Annotated in this window: 19 protein-coding genes; 5 read left to right on the top strand and 14 right to left on the bottom strand. The window is 68.7% G+C overall.

What is annotated here, in order from left to right; genetic code table 11:
* Positions 1–196: 196 nt before the first annotated feature.
* The 9 genes from ACFY3D_RS30705 to rpsP all read right to left on the bottom strand — a co-directional run bounded on the left by ACFY3D_RS30705 (position 197) and on the right by rpsP (position 5,675).
* Entirely contained in the window at positions 197–520 is a 324-nt protein-coding gene (locus ACFY3D_RS30705; RefSeq protein WP_350948689.1) for a DUF2469 domain-containing protein, read from the bottom strand.
* Positions 521–559: 39 nt separating this feature from the next.
* A complete protein-coding gene (locus ACFY3D_RS30700; RefSeq protein ID WP_362897715.1) occupies positions 560–1,246 on the bottom strand; it encodes a ribonuclease HII in 687 nt (228 codons plus the stop codon).
* 64 nt (positions 1,247–1,310) lie between these two features.
* The gene (gene lepB / locus ACFY3D_RS30695) at positions 1,311–1,904 is read right to left on the bottom strand and encodes a signal peptidase I (RefSeq protein WP_389985665.1); all 594 of its coding nucleotides are present in this window, start codon (positions 1,902–1,904) and stop codon (positions 1,311–1,313) included.
* 9 nt (positions 1,905–1,913) lie between these two features.
* Positions 1,914–2,780: a signal peptidase I gene (lepB, locus tag ACFY3D_RS30690; protein ID WP_362897711.1), complete on the bottom strand. Its 867-nt coding sequence runs from the start codon at positions 2,778–2,780 to the stop codon at positions 1,914–1,916.
* Positions 2,781–2,936: 156 nt separating this feature from the next.
* On the bottom strand, positions 2,937–3,290 hold the full coding sequence (rplS, locus tag ACFY3D_RS30685) for a 50S ribosomal protein L19 (protein WP_350948693.1): 354 nt from the start codon (positions 3,288–3,290) through the stop codon (positions 2,937–2,939).
* A gap of 199 nt (positions 3,291–3,489) precedes the next feature.
* Positions 3,490–4,290 (bottom strand): tRNA (guanosine(37)-N1)-methyltransferase TrmD, encoded by an 801-nt coding sequence (gene trmD / locus ACFY3D_RS30680; RefSeq protein WP_389985662.1) that lies wholly within the window; start codon positions 4,288–4,290, stop codon positions 3,490–3,492.
* A gap of 1 nt (position 4,291) precedes the next feature.
* The gene (gene rimM, locus ACFY3D_RS30675) at positions 4,292–4,849 is read right to left on the bottom strand and encodes a ribosome maturation factor RimM (RefSeq protein ID WP_389985659.1); all 558 of its coding nucleotides are present in this window, start codon (positions 4,847–4,849) and stop codon (positions 4,292–4,294) included.
* Between the two features lie 93 nt (positions 4,850–4,942).
* Positions 4,943–5,185 carry an RNA-binding protein gene (locus ACFY3D_RS30670; RefSeq protein WP_329091253.1) on the bottom strand — a complete coding sequence of 81 codons (243 nt, stop codon included), beginning with the start codon at positions 5,183–5,185 and terminating at the stop codon, positions 4,943–4,945.
* Between the two features lies 1 nt (position 5,186).
* Entirely contained in the window at positions 5,187–5,675 is a 489-nt protein-coding gene (gene rpsP, locus ACFY3D_RS30665; protein ID WP_389985656.1) for a 30S ribosomal protein S16, read from the bottom strand.
* Positions 5,676–5,933: 258 nt separating this feature from the next.
* On the opposite strand from rpsP, the gene ACFY3D_RS30660 reads away from it, so the two are divergent.
* Positions 5,934–6,509 carry a hypothetical protein gene (locus tag ACFY3D_RS30660; protein ID WP_389985653.1) on the top strand — a complete coding sequence of 192 codons (576 nt, stop codon included), beginning with the start codon at positions 5,934–5,936 and terminating at the stop codon, positions 6,507–6,509.
* Here the strand turns inward: ACFY3D_RS30660 and ffh are convergent.
* The 5 genes from ffh to ACFY3D_RS30635 all read right to left on the bottom strand — a co-directional run bounded on the left by ffh (position 6,487) and on the right by ACFY3D_RS30635 (position 12,849).
* Positions 6,487–8,046: a signal recognition particle protein gene (ffh, locus tag ACFY3D_RS30655; RefSeq protein ID WP_350948698.1), complete on the bottom strand. Its 1,560-nt coding sequence runs from the start codon at positions 8,044–8,046 to the stop codon at positions 6,487–6,489. The genes ACFY3D_RS30660 and ffh overlap by 23 nt on opposite strands.
* An 85-nt stretch (positions 8,047–8,131) precedes the next feature.
* Complete coding sequence (locus tag ACFY3D_RS30650) at positions 8,132–8,725, bottom strand: ATP/GTP-binding protein (RefSeq protein ID WP_012888558.1); 594 nt, start codon at positions 8,723–8,725, stop codon at positions 8,132–8,134.
* Complete coding sequence (locus ACFY3D_RS30645; protein ID WP_386201755.1) at positions 8,706–9,062, bottom strand: DUF742 domain-containing protein; 357 nt, start codon at positions 9,060–9,062, stop codon at positions 8,706–8,708. Before ACFY3D_RS30645 ends, ACFY3D_RS30650 begins: the two co-directional genes overlap by 20 nt.
* A gap of 168 nt (positions 9,063–9,230) precedes the next feature.
* Positions 9,231–9,644, bottom strand: coding sequence for a roadblock/LC7 domain-containing protein (locus ACFY3D_RS30640; RefSeq protein WP_326646986.1), 414 nt, complete (start codon positions 9,642–9,644; stop codon positions 9,231–9,233).
* A 43-nt stretch (positions 9,645–9,687) separates the two neighbouring features.
* Entirely contained in the window at positions 9,688–12,849 is a 3,162-nt protein-coding gene (locus tag ACFY3D_RS30635) for a nitrate- and nitrite sensing domain-containing protein (protein WP_389985650.1), read from the bottom strand.
* A gap of 502 nt (positions 12,850–13,351) precedes the next feature.
* Here ACFY3D_RS30635 and ACFY3D_RS30630 point away from each other — a divergent pair.
* Genes ACFY3D_RS30630 through ACFY3D_RS30615 form a run of 4 tightly spaced genes read left to right on the top strand, consistent with a single transcriptional unit; the run spans position 13,352 to position 16,706 of the window.
* On the top strand, positions 13,352–14,338 hold the full coding sequence (locus ACFY3D_RS30630; protein WP_389985647.1) for an ABC transporter substrate-binding protein: 987 nt from the start codon (positions 13,352–13,354) through the stop codon (positions 14,336–14,338).
* Complete coding sequence (locus tag ACFY3D_RS30625; RefSeq protein ID WP_350948702.1) at positions 14,335–15,123, top strand: ABC transporter permease; 789 nt, start codon at positions 14,335–14,337, stop codon at positions 15,121–15,123. The genes ACFY3D_RS30630 and ACFY3D_RS30625 overlap by 4 nt, the downstream gene beginning before the upstream one ends.
* A complete protein-coding gene (locus ACFY3D_RS30620) occupies positions 15,123–15,914 on the top strand; it encodes an ABC transporter permease (protein WP_389985644.1) in 792 nt (263 codons plus the stop codon). Before ACFY3D_RS30625 ends, ACFY3D_RS30620 begins: the two co-directional genes overlap by 1 nt.
* A 9-nt stretch (positions 15,915–15,923) precedes the next feature.
* Positions 15,924–16,706 (top strand): ABC transporter ATP-binding protein, encoded by a 783-nt coding sequence (locus ACFY3D_RS30615; RefSeq protein ID WP_362897697.1) that lies wholly within the window; start codon positions 15,924–15,926, stop codon positions 16,704–16,706.
* Positions 16,707–16,722 lie beyond the last annotated feature (16 nt).

The raw sequence follows: 16,722 nt of genomic DNA, 5'->3' as shown, positions 1-16,722 counted from the left end.
TCAGCTCACCGCACCGTCGAGGAACCGAATGCGGATCTGTGGAAAACCGGCCGGGCAGCGCGCACGCCTGTGGACAACCTCTCGTGTCCATTCGGTCACGTACGGTGCCTCAGGCCGCTCGGCTGCCCTCAAGAGCCCCCTGGAGCCCTCGACCGTCCGTGGGCGAACCCCCCTCAAGGCCGTCGAGGAAAGCCGCTCAGGAGGAGAAACCCTCCTTTGGCATCTCCAGGTCGGGCTTGGCGAGCTCCTCGACGTTCACGTCCTTGAAGGTCACCACACGGACGTTCTTGACGAACCTCGCCGGGCGGTACATGTCCCAGACCCAGGCGTCCTGCATCTTCACGTCGAAGAACACGTCACCGTTCTCGGCGGTGCGCACGTCAAGATCGACGGAATTGGTGAGATAGAAGCGCCGCTCGGTCTCCACGACATAGGTGAAGAGGCCGACAACGTCGCGGTACTCACGGTAAAGCTGCAGCTCCATCTCGGCTTCGTACTTTTCGAGATCCTCTGCGCTCATACCGGTCCTCCTGTTAAACGCCCACCCCGGCCCGCCCGATCAGACGGCACCGGCCCCCACTTCATTCTCACCCATCACCTCGCCCGCTCCTGACCGCGCCACCGTCGAGAACGAGAAGCGGTGATCCGGACACGGGCCGTAGGTTCTGAGAGCCCTGCGATGGTCGGCGGTGCCATACCCCTTGTGCACGGCGAAGCCGTAGCGGGGATGGCGTTCGTGCAGCGCCACCATCATCTCGTCCCGCGTCACCTTGGCCACGATCGAGGCCGCGGCGATGCAGGCCGCCACCTGATCTCCCTTCCACACGCCCAGCGACGGTGCGGGCAGGCCGGGGACGGGAAACCCATCGGTCAGAACGTAGCCGGGGTGACAGGGTAGTCGCGCCACCGCCCTGCGCATTCCTCCGATGTTGGATCTGTGCAGCCCTTGGGCGTCGATCTCACCCGGCGGGATCACCACCACGCTCACCGCCCGCGCGGTCGCCGTGATCCGCTCGTAGAGCGACTCGCGCCGGGAGGCCGTGAGCAGCTTGGAGTCGTCCAGGCCGTCGATCCGGCCGCCCAGCACCACGGCGGCGACCACCAGCGGCCCGGCACAGGCGCCTCGACCGGCCTCGTCGACCCCCGCCACGGGACCGAGCCCGCGGCGGCCGAGAGCCCGCTCGTAGCCGTACAGTCCCGAATCCCGCCGGACCACGCTGGGTCTGGGGCGAAACGCGACCGTCATGGCACCACGGGTAGCACAGCGACCATGACCAGAGAGTACGCCCCCTACGGGGCATTCGGTACCGCTATCTCACCTTCAGGAAGCTCTCCGGTCTGCTGAGGACGGTGGCCCTGGAGAACGGCCAGTAGATCGCGACGGCACGGCCGATGACGTCGCTCTCGGCGACCGTCCCCTCCCCCAGTCTCTCCTCGTGGGCACGCGAGTCGGCGGAGGCGGTGCGGTGATCGCCCATCACCCACAGCCGCCCCTTGGGAACGACCTTCTCGAACGACTCCCCCGAGGGGAAGTCGTCAGGGTGGAGATAGGAACCCTCTTCGAGCGGCACCCCGTTGACCGTGATCCGCTTCTTGGCGTCGCAGCACTTCACCGTGTCACCGCCGACCGCGATGACCCGCTTGATGGTGTCCTCGCTGTTCCAGCCCTTGAAAACGACAAGATCGCCGCGCTCGGAGTCACCGTGCAACTTGTTGACGACCACCCGGTCGCCCACCAGAAGGGTGTTCTCCATCGACTCGGACGGGATGTAGAACGACTGGAAGACGAAGACCTGCAACAGCAGCGCCACCACCACCCCGCACACCAGCAGGAACAGTGACTCGCGCAGGCCACCGCCCTTACCGTTCTTCTTTTTCTTCTCAGCCTCGGGTTCGACGGTCATGAGATCCGGCTACCGCCTTGAGAGCCGGCGACGACGCCACAGCACCAGCGGCGCGGCTCCCGCGAAACCCGCGAGGAGCGGTGTCGCCCCTCCCACGGCCGCGGCCGCCTTGAGGGCCGGTTGGCCGAAGATGTCGGGAATGGGAAGGGTCGTGGCCCTGGAGAACGGCCACACGATCACGAAGGCCCGGCCGATCACCTTGTCCACCGGGATCGTCCCGCCACCGGGGTCGCCGAGGTGGGAGCGGGAGTCGAGGGAGACCATCCGGTGGTCGCCCATCACCCACAGACGGCCCGCACCGACCTTGGCCTCGAAGAAGCTCTGGGACGGCACGTCGCCCGGGTAGAGGTAATCCTCGTCGAGGGGGACCCCGTTGACCGTCACCCTGCCCTTGTCGTCACAGCACTTCACGGTGTCGCCGGGGACGCCGATGACCCGCTTGATGTAGTCCTTCTCACCGGGAACCACCCCGAAGGCGGTGCCGACCCAGCGGAAGAACCCCGCGACCGGGTTGGACGGCTCCTCGATGGAAACCTCGGGGTCCCAGGAGTCGACCCCGGAGAAGACCACCACGTCGCCGCGCTCGATGTCACGGACGTGGTAGACGAGCTTGTTGACCAGCACCCGGTCGTTCGTGAGGAGGGTGTTCTCCATCGACTCCGACGGGATGTAGAACGCCTGGATCACGAAGGTCTTGATGACGAGGGCGAGCACCAACGCCACGACGACCAGAACGGGCAACTCCTTCCAGAAGGAGCCCTTCTTCTTGCCTTTGCCGTCCTCGGCGCTCTTCTGAGTGTCTTCGGCGACCACGTCCACCTCGTCCTCGACAGGTCGACGCGAAACCGCGCCGTACTCCCGGTCCTCGCTAGTCATCGCTGACGAGCCTAGATGATGGGCGGTACCAAGTGCTTGAGTGACGGGGTACCGCATAGCCATGCGTATTGCCATAGGAGGTCAAACCTCCTTACATGCGACTGGCCCGCTCCCCGGTGAAGGGGGCACGGGCCAGGCCGACGGGCGCTGACGCGCCTAGCGGGCTTCGCGCTTCTCGCGGATGCGGGCGGCCTTGCCGCGCAGGTCACGCATGTAGTAGAGCTTGGCGCGGCGGACGTCGCCACGGGTCACCAGGACGATCTTCTCGATGACCGGGCTGTGCACCGGGAAGGTCCGCTCGACGCCCACGCTGTAGCTGACCTTGCGGACGGTGAAGGTCTCACGGGAGCCGCCGCCCTGGCGGCGCAGGACGAAACCCTTGAAGACCTGGACACGGGACCGGCTGCCCTCGATGACTCTGACGTGGACCTCAAGAGTGTCACCGGGCCGGAAGTCCGGGACGTCGGTGCGGAGCGAGGACTTCTCAAGCTCGCTGATCAGCGTGTGCATGGCAGTGGTACCTCATTTACGAACGCACCCGGAGGTCCATCCGGCCGCGACGGAGCGGCGTCGCGATGGACACGCGTGCTGAAGTGGACTATGTCTCGGGACTGGCCGGCCGACCGGCCGCGATGAAACCGGTCTGGGGACCGGATGGGCAGTCGGCGGCAACGCTTCAGTCTGCCATATTTTCCCGACCGACCGGAAATCAACCGGTCAGAGCGGCCGGACCGGCCTGGCCCGCCTCGGGCAGGTCCAGCTCCGCCAGGACCCGCCTGTCGTGCTTGTCCAGGCTCTCCGGGTCGAGCGCCGCCAGGAGTTCGGGCCGGTTTCTCGCGGTACGGCGCAGCGCCTGGTCGCGCCGCCACCTGGCGATCTTCCCGTGGTGCCCGGAGAGAAGGATCTCCGGCACCTCGTGCCCCCGCCACTCGGGCGGTTTGGTGTAGACGGGGCCCTCAAGAAGGTTCTCCATCGCGCCGGGCGCGAAGGAGTCGTCCACCGCCGAGTTGACGTTGCCGAGCACGCCCGGCAGCAGCCGCCCGACGGCCTCGATCATCACCAGCACCGCCACCTCACCCCCGGCGAGCACGTAGTCGCCGACGCTGACCTCGTCCACACGCATGCGGGCGCCGTACTCGGCCATCACCCGGGAGTCGATGCCCTCGTAGCGGGCCGGGGTGAACAGCAGCCACGGCTCGGCGGCGTACTCCATCGCCAGCCTCTGGGTGAAGGGCACACCACTGGGGGTCGGCACGATCATCCTCGGGACTCCGGCCGGGCCCGAGGCGAGGACCGCGTCGAGGGCCTCCCCCCACGGGCCGGCCTTCATCACCATGCCGGGACCACCGCCGTAGGGGGTGTCGTCCACGGTGCGGTGCACGTCGTGGGCGTGGTCGCGGAGCTGGTGGAGGTGGACGTCGAGGATGCCGCGCTCACGGGCCTTGCCGATGAGGGAGACGTCGAGGGGGGCGAAGTACTCGGGGAAGATGGAGATGACGTCGACCCGCATGTCAGACCATCTCGTCCGGGTCGAGCAGTCCGGCGGGGGCGTCCACGACGAGGACGCCCTTGGCGAGGTCGATCTCCGGGACCAGCGCCTTGACGAACGGCACGTAGACCTCGGCGGCCCCTGCGCCCCCGGTGATCCCGGCAGCCCTGGCCCCCGGCTTCCCGCGCCGTACGACGAGCAGGTCCTGGCCGTGGTGGAGCACGTCGGACACCTCTCCCACCGGCTCGCCGTCCGGCTTGACCACGGTGAGGCCGATGAGCTGGTGGTCGTAGAACTCGTCGGGATCCTCGGGGGGCGGGATGTCGTCCGAGTCGATGACGAGCATGGTGCCGCGGAGCTCCTCGGCACGGTCGCGGCCGGTCACGCCCTCGAACCTGACCAGCAGGATCCCGGAGTGCCAGCGGCGGGACTCGACGACCAGCGGGCCTGTCGACGCGGGGTCCGTGGCCAGTGCGGTGCCCGGGGCGAAGCGCCTGTCCGGCTCGTCGGTGCGCACCTCCACGGACACGTCCCCGCGGAGTCCGTGCGGGCGGCCGATCCGGCCTACGACGAGCTGCACGCCCGCCTCCTCACGTAATGGTGTCTGTGAAAAACGGACGGGCCACCCACACTGGGCGGGTGGCCCGTTCGCTCGATGGACGCGTCTCGCCGGCTAGCGGGCCTCGTTCAGGTCGAGAAGATCGACCCGGACGTACTTGCCGTCACCAAGGGCGTTCACGACCGTGCGAAGCGCCTTGGCCGTCCGACCGCCGCGGCCGATGACCTTACCGAGGTCCTCGGGGTGGACCCGGACCTCAAGCACACGCCCGCTGCGGATGCGGCGAGCGTGAACCTGGACGTCGTCAGGATGCTCGACGATGCCCTTCACCAGGTGCTCGAGGGCCTCCTCGAGCACCTCAGGCCTCGCCTTCCGGCTTCTCCTCGGCGGCCGCGGTGGGCTCAGCCGGGGTCTCGGCGGCGGCCTCTTCGGCCTTGGGAGCGGCCTCCTCAGCCTTGGGAGCCGACTTGCGGGTCGACTTCTTCGGCGTGGTGGCGGCCTCCAGGGAGAGCGACTCCTTGGCCGCGGCCTCGTAGACGGCGTGACGGTCGGCCTTGGGCTCGGCGACCAGGAGCGGGGCCGGAGCCGGCTCGCCCTTGAACTTCTGCCAGTCGCCGGTGAGCTTGAGGAGCTTGAGCACGGGCTCGGTCGGCTGCGCGCCGACACCCAGCCAGTAGGCCGCCCTGTCGGAGTCGACCTCGATGCGCGAGGGGTTCTCCTTCGGGTGGTACAGGCCGATCTCCTCGATCGCCCGGCCGTCACGCTTGGTGCGGCTGTCGGCGATGACGATGCGGTACTGCGGGTTGCGGATCATACCGAGCCGCTTGAGCTTGATCTTGACTGCCACTGGTGTGGTCTCTCCTGCATTAGAGCGTGGGTGAGCGGCGTCTCATCGAGTGGGGCACGAGGAGAGGACCGTCCGAGGGACAGGCATGGCACGCGGGAGTGAGAGGGCAACCGCGTGTCACGATGTTCCAACATGTCATTGTGCCAGACGTGCGGGGGTGCCCTGCCAACTCGCGGCCATCCGGTACGGCGGCCGGAGGGCAAATCTCGGTAATCCCCGTGTGTCCGGACCCCCCTCCGGGGCGGCCTGGTGCGCTAAATGGCCGCCGTGGCAACCACCCTCAGATCCCTGCTGCTGACCGCGACCGGATCCATCGCCGTGCTGGGCACGGTGCTGGCCATCAGGGCGACGACTCCGGCGGGCCAGGCCGACGTGTTCCCGGCGCCCATCTCGTCCCCCACCGGCGGCTCTGCCGACAGCTCCGCCAGGACCTTCGCAGGACCTTCGGGAGCCGCAGAAAGCCCGGAGAGCCGGGGAGCGCCCACCTCACCGGTGATCCCGGTCCCGCTGGAGGGCTCGGCCCCGCTGGGGCTTCTGCCCCCGTGGGGTATCCCGATCCCACCGGGGGCACCCGCGCGAGTCGCGTCCCCGTCGTCCTGGCCGTCCCTGGCACCCCCGCTCTCGCCGTTGGCGCCTGTGCCGCTCCCCCCGCTGTTCCCGCTGTACTCACCGCGCGAGGGGGAGGCCGGGGCGCCGAGGTGGGAACACTATCTGGGGCGTACCCCGAGGAGTTCGAGCACGGCGACGAGGATGAACCCCCCGACGATGATCACCCAGATCCATCTGGCGCGCGCGTGGAAGCCGTCGTCGCTCATTTCTGGCCGGGGAACTTGAACTTCGAGGGGTCGAAGCCCGGCGGCAGCTCCATGCCGGGCGGCAGCTGCTGCCGGGAGCCCAGCTTGCCGAGGAGTCCGTTGCCCGCGGAGGGCGCGGGCTCGTCGGCCTTGCCGGGGGCGGCCTTGCCGAGCGCCGCCTTGCGCGGGTCTCCGCTGACCCTGCGCCCCTTGGCCGCCTTCTTCTGCGCGGCCTTGCCACCCTTGCGACCACCCGGCATGCCGGGGATGCCCATGCCGCCGGCCATCCGCTTCATCATCTTCTGGGCGTCGAAGAAGCGGGTGACCAGGCCGCTCACCTCGGTCACCGTCACGCCGGAGCCCTTGGCGATGCGGGCTCGGCGAGAGCCGTCGATCATCTTCGGGTTGTGACGCTCGGCGGGGGTCATCGAGCGGATGATGGCGGCGATGCGGTCGAGGTCGCGGTCGTCGACCTGGTTGAGCTGATCACGCATCTGCCCCATACCGGGCATCATCCCGAGCAGGTTCTTGATGGGGCCCATCTTCTGGACCATCATCATCTGCTCAAGGAAGTCTTCCAGGGTGAAGTTCTCGCCCGAGGTGAGCTTGCTCGCCATCTTGGCGGCTTCGGCCTCGTCGAAGGTCTTCTGGGCCTGCTCGATCAGGGTGAGGATGTCACCCATGTCGAGAATGCGCGACGCCATCCGGTCGGGGTGGAAGGCGTCGAAGTCCTCGAGCTTCTCACCGGTGGAGGCGAACATGATCGGCCTGCCGGTGATGTGGCGGACCGACAGGGCGGCGCCACCGCGGGCGTCGCCGTCGAGCTTGGTCAGCACGACGCCGTCGAAGCCCACGCCCTCCATGAATGCCTGGGCCGTGGAGACGGCGTCCTGGCCGATCATGGCGTCGACGACGAACAGGACCTCGTCGGGCGAGACCGCGTCGCGGATGTCGGCCGCCTGCTTCATCAGCTCCTGGTCGATACCCAGGCGGCCCGCGGTGTCGATGATGACGATGTCGTGCTGCTGCCGCTTGGCGTGGTCGATCGACTGACGGGCCACCGCGACCGGGTCGCCGACGCCGTTGCCCGGCTCGGGCGCGTAGACCGCGACGCCCGCGCGCTCGGCCACGACCGAGAGCTGCTGGACGGCGTTGGGCCGCTGGAGGTCGGCGGCGACGAGCAGCGGCGTGTGGCTCTGTTCCCGCAGCCAGCGGGCGAGCTTGCCCGCCAGGGTCGTCTTGCCCGCGCCCTGCAGGCCCGCGAGCATGATGACGGTCGGCGGGTTCTTCGCGTAGCGAAGCCGCCGGGTCTCACCGCCGAGGATCTCGATGAGCTCGTCATTGACGATCTTCACGACCTGCTGCGCCGGGTTCAGCGCCTGGGAGACCTCGACGCCGCGGGCGCGCTCCTTGACCTGGGCGACGAACGCCTTGACCACGGGCAGCGCGACGTCGGCCTCGAGCAGCGCGATACGGATCTCGCGGCAGGTCGCGTCGATGTCGGCGTCGGACAGCCGACCCTTGGATCGAAGGGAGGAGAAGACCGATGTCAGCCGGTCGGAAAGCGTCTCGAACACGTGATTGGCCAGCCTCTGCGCTACAGGTCTGCGACTCGACCTCCCAGCCTATCCGCTGGGAGGTGCGACTGACGCCCTCCCTCGGTCAGCGACCCCAGCCGGGGACGGCCATCCGCATGGTGAGCGCGTGCTCGACAAGCGTGATGAGCGTGGCCTTCACCGCGTCGCGCGAGCGGGCGTCGGTCCGGGAGATGGGGATGTGAGGCGCGAGGGTCAGAGCCTCGCGTACCTCCTCCTCACCGTGGAGGTAGGTGCCGTCCCAGCCGTTGACCGCGACGACGAAGGGGAGTTTGGCCTCCTCGAAGTAGTCGATCGCCGGGAAGCTGTCGGCGAGCCGCCGGGTGTCGACGAGCACGATCGCGCCGATCGCGCCGCGCACCAGGTCGTCCCACATGAACCAGAACCGGTGCTGACCCGGCGTACCGAACAGGTACAGGATCAGGTCACGGTCCAGCGAGACACGACCGAAGTCCATCGCGACCGTGGTGGTCGTCTTGTTCGGTGTGAGGCCGAGGTCGTCGATCCCGGCGCTGGCGTCGGTCATCACCGCCTCCGTGGTCAGCGGCAGAATCTCCGACACCGCCCCCACGAAGGTGGTCTTGCCGACACCGAATCCACCGGCGACGACGATTTTCGTCGATGTCAGGCCGCCGCCGCGGCTAGAGCCTGCGAAGTCCACTGAGCACCCTTTCCAGCAGGTTGAGATCCGGCTTACCCGCGTCCAGCTGCGGCTGGTGGATCTGCACCAGGCCCTCGGCGGCCATGTCGGCCACCAGGATCCGGGTCACGCCGAGCGGGATGCGGAGCATCGCGGAGATCTCAGCGACCGAACGCACTTGCCGGCACAGGCCGCTGATCGCCTGATACTCCGGGGTGCGGGTGGATAAATCATGATGTATGGAGGTCGCCGAAGAGACCAGGGCCTCCAGGGCGAGTTGGGTCCGGGGGGCTGTGCGCCCCCCGGTCACCGCGTACGGACGGACGAGGGAGCTCTGCTCCGACGGCGCCGGGTGCATGAGATGCGAAGGAGCGCCCTGATTCCGGTAGGGGTCGTCCATCGATTGATAGGGACCGCCCTGTTGCCGATGGGGGTCGTCCATTGATTGATAGGGATACCCGCCGTGCGGGTCCCCCTCACCGATCCAGCCACGGCCTGCCACGGCAGCCTCCTCGCGTCATCGCCGTTACCGTGAATGGGAAGACTGCAGCTCAGCGCGAACGGCAGGAGTCAGCACCTGGCCCGCCCGCTCGACGAGCATCGTCATCTGGTAGGCCACCAGTCCCATGTCACAGTCAGCGGCGGCCAGCACCGCCAGACAGGAACCGTCACTGATCGACATGATGAGAAGCAGCCCTCGCTGCATCTCCACCACGGTCTGGGTGACCGCTCCGCCCTCGAAAACCCGGGACGCCCCCTGGGTCAGGCTGATCAAACCCGCCGCTACCGCGGCCAACTGGTCGGCCCTGTCCCTGGGGAATCCATCCGAATACGCCAACGGCAGACCGTCTGCTGACACGACGACCGTGTGCGCCACACCCGGGACGTTGTTCACAAAGTCAGTGATCAGCCAATTGACCCCCCGGGCGGCCTGGCTCATTTCGCGCACGTGTCATCCTCCTTGGCGACCATGATGAGCTCGCTCACCGGTCCTCCTTGTTTCCTTCAACGTCCCGGCCGAAGTCGGGATACGGCCGCCCGTCTCCGGCTCCGCCCCTGGCGGCCGCGCGCCCCTGCCGTACTCCCTGCTGGAAGCTCGCCAGTCTGTTGCGCACCGCCTCCGGGGAGATCGTCGGCCGGTGCACGGGAGCTTGGGGTGCCGCGCTCAGGTCGGGCGCGGCCGTACCGGGTACCAGGTTCGCCTTGGGCACCCGCTTGGGCAGCCCGGAACCGGTGATCCCCCCGAGTGAGGGTTCGCTGGCGGCCTTGGCCGCCTGCCAGCCCACGTCGGCGGGCGACGACCAGCCGTTCCCCTGGGAGGGGGCGGCCGGCTGCGAGAGCTGGACGGTCTCGTGGGCGACCTGGGTCTCGGGGGCAGCCTCGGCCCGTTCCTGAACGGCCGGAGCCGGCTCGACCTTCCTGAACCAGTCGGACTCGACGGCCGCGAAGATCGGCAGGAACTCCTCCTTCGCCTCCTCCATGGGCGAGGAGTCGGGGATCACCGGCAGCGGGCCGGTGTTGTCCGCCGGGTCGAAGACGCGCCGCCCGAACGGTCCGGAGTCGCCGGTGGACGGCCATCCCCCGGAGTCGCCGCGCGAGGCGGCCGACCAGACGTCGGAGCCGCTGTCCCTGCTCTGCTGCCCGCCGGGCCAGACGGGGGCGTCGCCACGCGCGGGTGCGCTCTGGCCCGCCGACCACGTCCCCACCTCGCCACGGGGTCCGCCCCGTCCCTGCCACCCCGGGGGGTCGGGCTGGGAGACGTTCGGCCAGCCGTTGGGGTCGGCGCCGGGCGGCGGTACCTGCCCCGGCCAGGGGGTGTCGACGGGCGCCTGCCCGAACTGGCCGCCTCCGAGGGGAGGCTGCGAGGCGTCGAAGGAGTTGAACTGCTGCCCCAGGTCGAAGGAGGCGAACGAGTTCTGGTGGGCGGCCTCGAACGAGGCGAAGGAGGGTATCGGGGGGGCCGCGGGGCTGGCCAGCACGGGCGGGCGGTCCATGGAGGCCATCGACCCCGCCCAGTCGCCGCTCTGCATGCCACCGGGAGGTCCGCCCGGACGATTGGCGACGGCGAGCAGGTTCTCCGGGAGCAGGACCATCGCGGTCAGACCGCCGCTGTCCTGCTGCCTGAGCTGGACGCGGATGCCGTGCCTCAGGGCGAGGCGGCCGACCACGAACAGGCCCATCCTGCGGGAGACGGAGACGTCCACCACCGGCGGGTTGGCCAGTCGCCAGTTGGCCTGGGAGAGCTCCTCGGCGGTCATGCCGATGCCGATGTCGGTCACCGAGACCATCACCCCGCCGCCGTCGATGCGGTTGCTGGAGACGATGACCTTGGTCTCACGCGGGGAGAAGGAGATCGCGTTCTCCACGAGCTCCGCGATCAGGTGGACGACGTCGTTGACGGAGGTGCCCGCCACGGACACTCCCGCGGACAGCTGCAGGTCGACCCGCTCGTAGTTCTCGACCTCCGACAGCGAGGCGCGGACCACGTCGATGAGCGGGACCGGCTGGCTCCACCGGCGGGCGGGCTCCTGGCCCGCGAGGACGAGGAGGTTCTCGGAGTTGCGGCGCATGCGGGTGGCGAGGTGGTCGAGGCGGAAGAGGCTGCCGAGCCGGCCCTCGTCCTGCTCGCCCTGCTCCAGGCTCTCGATGAGGGAGAGCTGGCGCTCGACCAGGGTCTGGCTGCGCCGGGAGAGGTTGACGAACATCGAGTTGACGTTGCTCCGCAGCGTGGCCTCCTGGCCCGCCAGTCGCACGGCCTCGCGGTGGACCTCGTCGAAGGCCCGGGCCACCTCACCGATCTCGTCGTCGGAGGCGACGCCGATCGGGGTGATGTCGGTGGTCGAGACCTCGCCGCTCTCGCGCATGGTCTGGACGGTCTCGGGAAGACGCTGGCCGGCGATGGACAGCGCCTCGGTGCGGAGCCTGCGCAGCGGCCTGACCAGCGAGCGCGCCATGACGGCGGTGATGATCAGGACCAGGAGGAGCAGCAGTCCGCTCAGCCCGGCGGCGATCAACGCGCCGCGCTGCTCGGTCGCCTGCAGGACCTCGCTCTGCATGATGAGGGCGCCGGCGACCTCTTCCTCCACCGTGCGCATGCGCTCGACGACGTGGTTCGAGGCGTCGAGCCAGGTCGCCTGATCGGTGAGCGCGCTTTTCGAGACGTCGACGTTCCTCAGCGGCTGGCCGTTGAGCGCCATGAAGACGGCACGGGCGCGCATCGCCGCCGCGCGGTCCTTCTTCGGGCCGCTGACCGTGTCGTCGTAGAACTGGCGCTGTTCGACCGACGCCTCGGAGCGGAAGGTCGCGAGCTCTCCGTCGAACTGCGCGCGGGCGGCCAGCATGGCGTTGAGGCCCTCGGCGCTGAACCCCCTGACAGCGAGGGCGACGGCGAGGTTCGCCCGCTCCCTGGACACCTGTTCCTTCGCCCTCGCCAGCGCGGCGAACGCGACCGCGCCACCGGCGAGCTCCTGGTCGGAGACGCCCTGGATGATCTCGTCGTGCAGGGCGAGCAGGTCGGCGATGGTACGGGAGTACATGGCGATCGTGGGCTGGGCCGGCAGCTGGGTGTTCTCCCCCGAGGCCAGTTCGCGCACGCTCTTGATCTCGTCGATGCGACGGCGGATCTGGGTGAGCTCGGTCTCGCCCCGGGTGCCGAGGGTCTCCAGCAGACCGCTGTCGGCCATCGCGGCGTTGACGCGGGGGCTCACCCGCCCGACGGCCTCGTCGACCTCTTCGTACTGCTTGCGCAGGTTCGGCTTGCCGGTGGCCGGGCGGCCCTGCGCCACGAACCTGGCCGACAGGTCTCGCTCAAGCTGCAGCTCGTCGACCAGGTCGCTGAGACCCGCCGTGAGCTCGGCGGTGGTGCGCACGCGCTCGTAGTCGGCGGCGCTGCTGATCGAGCCGGTGACCCGCAGGCCTCCCAGCACGATCGCGGCCACCGTGGGAACGACGATGAGCGCGATGAGCCGCGACCTCACCCGCCAGTTCTTGAGCGCTAGCTTGCTGCCGTTTCTCGCGGACTCCTCGGAGTCGCGACCGTCGAGGTCCTGACCCGGGCCGCTCCGCGGCCGCCCCCCCTGGTTGTCGAATCCCAGGGCAGGTGCCGGCCCGGATTCGCGTTCGCTGGGGATTGACGCTGTCCTCACTGGCCTCCGCTGCCTCTCCTCGGATCGTCTGCTTGGAGGGGATCGCGTCACGCAAATGATGTGCGAGTGACGCCGACGCATCCATGGGGTAGGGGTTATTGGAGCACAGCCGGATCAGTTCGGCCAACAGCACATAACTCGCATTCTTCACTTAACGGGTACACAGCACCCGTAACCGGGCGATGACTCTCCGCCCTGTAACCGCAAACTTCCACAAAGTTGCCAAACATATTTATTGACATCTTTCGCTATGCCCGCTACATCCGCTCACCCGGTTGATTGATACGCATGTGACAACCGAGACAGCTATGACCGCTTTGTGGCTTCGGGGCGATAGGGGCGAAAGGGGTGATATTTGTAATTTGACTGATCTACTCCGCTACTCTGATCCGCGGTCGGCATACCCCCCTTTGACCAACATGCCTCCCGGGACCCTCTCCATGTCGCCCGTTGAGTTATCGCGAGTTCCGGCAGGGGCGGTCAAACGCAGCTAAGGAGACCCATGAGGTTCAAACTTGCGAGCCGGGCCGTCGTCGCAGGAGTGGCCGCGGCCCTCGTGCTCACCGCCTGCGGAGGATCTGACACCCCCACTGACACCACCGCGGCGAACGCGGGTGGCCTGGAGAAGACCAGCCTCAAGATGGGGGCGCTGCCGATTCCCGACTCCGCCGCACTCTACATCGCCAACAAGAGGGGGTTCTTCAAGGAGGAGGGGCTCACCGTCGAGATCGAGCCGGTGCCCGGCGGCGCCCAGGCCCAGCAGGGCCTCATCGGCGGCAGCCTGGACGCCACGCAGACCAACTACGTCTCCACCTTCCTCGCCGTCTCCAAGGGCCAGAAGATGAAGATCATCTCTGACCTCTACCAGGCCGCCCCCAACTCCTTCAACCTCATGGTGCCGAAGGACTCCACGATCAAGACGCCGGCCGATCTCAAGGGCAAGAAGATCGCGGTCAACAGCAAGCAGAACATCGGCACCCTGGCGGTGACCACGGTGCTCAAGACGCACGGCCTCTCCGAGAAGGACGTGGAGTTCGTGGAGTTCCCCTTCCCCGAGATGGGGGCCCAGCTGGCGAGCGGGGTCGTCGACGCCGCCTGGATGACGGAGCCGGCCCTCACCGCGTCGCAGAAGGTCATCGGCGCCCAGAAGCTCGCCGACACGATGGTCGACTCCACCGCCGACTTCCCCATCGCGGGAGTGGCCGTCACCGAGAAGTTCGCTGCCGACAACCCCAAGACGGTCGCCGCCTTCCAGCGGGCGATCGCCAAGGCCCAGCAGATCGCCGCCACCGACCGCAAGGCCGTCGAGGAGATCCTGCCGACCTACACCAAGATCGACGCGGCGACCGCGGCCGTCATCACGCTCGGGTCCTTCCCCACGAGCCTCGACGAGACCCGCCTGCAGCGGGTCGCCGACCTCATGCTTGAGCAGGGCTACCTCACCAGCCCCATCCAGGCCAAGTCCATCCTTCCCGGAAACCTCGGGTGACACGGCGCAACCCGCTCGACAACAGACTGCTCTGCGGCGCCCTCGGCGTCGCGGGGCTGTTCTGCGTCATGGAGGCGGCGGGCCGGGCCGGGCTGATCGACCCGCTCGCGTTCCCGCTCGCCTCCACGGTGCTCGTCCGGGCGGCCGCTCTCGTGACGGACGGGGAGTTCCTCTCCGACGTCGCCTCGACCCTCGGCGCGTGGGCGACCGGGCTGCTGCTCACGGTCGCGATCGCGGTGCCCGCCGGGTTCCTGCTCGGCAGCCTGCCCCGCGTGGAGAGCGCGCTGCGGCCGATCGTGGAGTTCCTGCGCCCGATCCCGTCGATCGCGCTGATCCCCCTCGCGCTCGCCGTGTTCTCCGACAGGTTCGACATGAAGGTCACCCTGGTCGTCTACGCGGCGACCTGGCCCGTCCTGATCAACACGATGTACGGCCTCAAGGACGTCGACCCGCTCGCCAAGGAGACGCTCCGCAGCTTCGGGTTCGGGAAGCCGGCCGTGCTGTGGCGGGTCTCCCTGCCGAGCACCGCGCCGTTCATCGCCACCGGTGTCCGGCTGGCGTCGGCGATCGCGCTCATCGTGGCGATCAGCACGGAGCTGATCGGCGGTGGCTCCGACGGCATCGGCAGCTACGTCCTGGAGAGCGCGGGCGCGGTGGACACGACGGAGTACGTCATCGCCGCCGCCATCTGGGCCGGTGTCATCGGGGTGGTCACCAACGGCCTGTTCGTGCTCGCCGAGCGGCGGCTCTTCCGCTGGCACACCGCCCGTACGGAGGTGGTGTGATGAACGGCGCGATGCGTGCCGTCGGCCGGCTGTGGCCGGTGCCGGTCGTCGTGCTGCTGTGGGAGCTGGTCACCCGCTACCTGGAGATGCTGAGTTTCCCTCCCCCGTCGCAGATCGCCGCGAGTGGATACACGATGTGGCTGACCGGCCCCGCGGAACAGCTCTGGCTCACCGACGCGGCGCTGGAGAACCTCCCGGCGAGCGTCGGCCGCCTGCTGGCCGGATGGGTGCTGGCCGGGATCGTCGGGATCGGCCTCGGGGTCGCCCTGGGCCGCTCCCCGCTGCTCTTCCGTCTCGTCGATCCGCTCGTCCAGTTCGCCCGCGCCATCCCTCCCCCCATGCTGCTCGCGCTGTTCCTGGCGCTGTTCGCCATCGGCCCCCGGATGCAGATCAGTTTCATCGCGTTCGGCATCGTCTGGCCGATCCTGATCAATGCCTGCGACGGCGCCAGGCACGTCGACCGTCAGCACCTGGACACCGCGCGCGTCTTCGGGCTGTCGGGCCGCGAGCGACTGTTCCGGATCATCCTGCCCTCGGCGATGCCGAAGATCTTCGCCGGTCTCCGGGTCAGCCTGTCGCTCGCGCTGATCCTCATGGTGCTCTCCGAGCTGATCGGCAGCGTCGACGGGATCGGCTTCCAGCTCCTGGACGCCCAGAGGTCGTACGACTTCCCCGGCGTGTGGGCGACCATCGTGATGCTCGGCGTCCTGGGATACGCGCTCAACTCGGCGTTCCTCGCGGCCGAGCGACGTGCCCTGTCCTGGCACCGATCCGCCAAGCAGACGACCTGAGGACCTGTTGTGCTCGAAATCACGAACCTGTCCCATACCTACGGCAGCGGTCCGAGCGCGCACAACGCGCTGGGCGGCATCAACCTGAAGGTCGCCCAGGGCGAGCTGGTGTGCGTCGTCGGCCCCTCCGGGTGCGGCAAGTCCACCCTGCTGCGCTCCATCGCGGGGCTGCTCCGGCCCAGCGGCGGCCAGGTCACGCTCAACGGCGCCCGCGTGGAGCGGACCCCCGACGATCTGGCCGTGGTGTTCCAGGACTACAGCCGGTCCCTGTTCCCCTGGATGTCGGTGGCCGACAACGTCTCGCTCCCGCTGCGCCGCAAGGGGCTGGACAAGCAGCGGCGCAGGCAGTCGGCGCTGGAGGCGCTGGAGGAGGTCGGCCTGCGAGGCGCCGCGGCCAAATACCCGTGGCAGCTCTCCGGCGGCATGCAGCAGCGGGTGTCCATCGCCCGCGCGCTCGCCTACCGGCCCGCCCTGCTGCTGATGGACGAACCCTTCGGCTCCGTCGACGCCCAGACCCGCGAGGATCTGGAGGACCTCACCCTGCGGGTTCGCGGCCTGCACAACATGACGATCGTGCTGATCACCCACGACATCGACGAGAGCGTCTACGTCGGTGACCGCGTCGTGGTCCTGTCCAAGGCCCCCGCCGGGATCGTGGGCGACCTGCGCGTGGACCTGCCGGGCCCCCGCGACCAGATCACCACCCGCGAGCACCCCGACTTCGTACACCTGCGCGCCGAGGTCGGCCGTCTGGTGCGCGGCATGCGCAGCCCGTCGGCCTCGGCCTCCTGAAGACGACACGACCTTC

It is taken from the genome of Streptosporangium sp. NPDC000509 (assembly GCF_042898365.1).
GTDB lineage: Bacteria > Actinomycetota > Actinomycetes > Streptosporangiales > Streptosporangiaceae > Streptosporangium.
This window is presented reverse-complemented; position numbering and strand designations above follow the sequence as displayed.